General features: G+C 56.7%; 2 protein-coding genes. Both read right to left on the bottom strand.

Annotated elements, in window-relative coordinates:
- Positions 1 to 827, bottom strand: an 827-nt coding sequence (locus NW819_RS13140; protein WP_414414015.1) for an aconitase family protein, incomplete at its 3' end; no start/stop codon positions are given.
- 189 nt (positions 828 to 1,016) lie between these two features.
- Positions 1,017 to 2,117, bottom strand: a complete 1,101-nt coding sequence (locus tag NW819_RS13135) for a polysaccharide deacetylase family protein (RefSeq protein ID WP_414414014.1) — start codon at positions 2,115 to 2,117, stop codon at positions 1,017 to 1,019.
- Between the last annotated feature and the right edge of the window lie 71 nt (positions 2,118 to 2,188).

Here is a 2,188-nt window from a genome sequence, read left to right as displayed (position 1 = left end):
TCGTCGTAGCGGGCATCGCCATCGCTGGCCAGGCTTCTCCACCAGGCTACCGCCTCTTCCCAATCGGATCCCTGGGGGGCAAACTCTCGCCCCCGCAAATACTCAAAGGTCACCCCATCGGGGTTGACGTAGCCGCAGCGGGCCCCTCCCTCGATGGACATGTTGCAGAGGGTCATGCGCTCTTCCATGCTCATGGCTTCAATGGCGCTGCCCCCATACTCGTAGGCGTAGCCCACCCCGCCTTTGACCCCTAGCTTGCGGATGATGTGCAGAATTACATCCTTAGCGTAAACTCCCGGCCCCAACTTGCCGTGGATCTCAATGCGGCGCACCTTGAGCTTGGACAAAGCCAAAGTTTGGGTGGCCAATACGTCTCGCACCTGGCTGGTGCCGATCCCAAAAGCAATGGCCCCAAAGGCCCCGTGGGTAGAGGTGTGGCTGTCCCCACAGGCAATGGTCATCCCCGGCAGAGTTAACCCCTGCTCCGGGGCAATCACATGCACGATCCCCTGCCGACCGGAGCCACTGTTGTAGAAACGGATGCCGTATTGCCGACAATTGCGCTCCAGTTCCTGGATCATCTCCTCCGCTAAGGGATCCGCAAAAGGCCGTGCCCGGTTGTCGGTGGGAATGATGTGATCCACTGTGGCCACCGTCCGCTCGGGAAACAGAACCGGCAGATGGCGCTCCCGCAGCATGGCAAAAGCCTGCGGGCTGGTCACCTCGTGAATTAGGTGCAGGCCGATGAACAACTGCGTCTGCCCAGAGGGCAAAATCCGCACCGTATGGGCATCCCACACCTTATCGAATAATGTCCTCTCGCTCATCTTCCTCGGCCCGCAGCCAAGTCCTGTAAACTTTCAATGTGCTACTTGGGGAAAAGCTTGTCAAGGCACAGGCCTCCGTTATCTCTGGGCAACGCTGCTGAGCTGAGCGAGATGCAGCCCTTCTTTGAACATCCCCAGCCGGCAAAGGCGGGTCGGAGTCCTCAAGCCAGAAAACCTGTTGCCAGCCCTTCAAACGGGATCCCTGATGGCCGGCCAGGGCAAAAAGCGATAGCCCGCCCCTTCAATGGCGGCGACGATATCCGGCAGGGCCTCTGCAGTGTGGGGCCAGCGATCGTGCAGCAGCAAAACCAGGGGCCGCTCGGAAGCTTGGATCGCCGGCAACTGGGCTCGAATGCGCTCCAAAAGTTGGGCTGCGCTTTGGCCGGCGTAGGCATCTTCTGCGCTCATGTTCCAGTAAAGAACGCGATACCCTGCCTGCTCTAAAGAATGGCGCAAAGCAGAGTCTAGGCGAAAACCTCCCGGTGGGCGAACAACCAGTTGGGGATCCAAGTTCAACGCTTTGAGCAGTTGGGTTGTCTGATCCACCTCAGCATAAAACAGCTCATTGCTTCCGTAGAGACGTTGATAATCGTGGGTAAAAGTATGATTGGCTAGGGTGTGGTGATGGGCCTGGATCAATTGAGCCAATTCTGGAAATCGGGAAACGTGGGTGCCGATAACAAAGAAAGTGGCCGGGATCTGAAGATCATCCAAAACCTGTAAAAGTCGGGGGGTGGATTGGGGCCAGGGGCCATCGTCAATGGTCAGAAAGGCAGAACGAGGCGGCACCTCCAGTAAAGGCCCCAGCATTTCTTCCAAGGGCAGTTGCAAAGGTTGGCTGTTTTCCGCCGGATCGAGAAAGTCGGGATCCGGGATCCAGCTATGCTGCAGAAACACCTCCACACGAGGGGGAGCAGGGGTAATCAACAGTCGCCCCGTCTGCTCATTTTGGTTGCCCCAGCTCAGTCGATAGGGCAGATCCGAGGCAATCTCGACGGTTGTTGTACGGGTAATGACTCCGTAGGGGATGTCAATCAAATAGTGCCCGTTCACCTCTTCTTGATGGATCCAGGCTGCAGAAGGAGCTGATAGATAAATGAGCAAATCTTGGGGATTGGCACCGCGCACCACCCGAATGCTTTCGATGGGGAGAATGAGGTTGTATTCCGAGGTGGCCGTCAGGTTCAGCTCAAAAAGAGGCTGGGCCTCTACCGTGCAGTAGTAGATCAGTCCAACCAGTAGGAAGGCTAGGCAAAATATCAACGCTTTCAACGCTTTCAGAGGGTGCATGGAATGGCTTAATCCTTCGCAACCAATCATAGGACAGAAGCCACCCAAGCTCGATAGAGCCCATCAATTTA

It is taken from the genome of Synechococcus sp. R8-2 (genome assembly GCF_047461715.1).
Classification (GTDB): Bacteria; Cyanobacteriota; Cyanobacteriia; order Thermostichales; family Thermostichaceae; genus Thermostichus.
Note: the sequence above shows the minus strand (reverse complement) of the source record. Positions and strands in the feature narration are given on the sequence as shown.

Excerpts from the sequence above, each read along its gene's own strand:
- NW819_RS13135 (WP_414414014.1), bottom strand. The coding sequence starts at position 2,117 with ATGCACCCTCTGAAAGCGTTGAAAGCGTTGATATTTTGCCTAGCCTTC.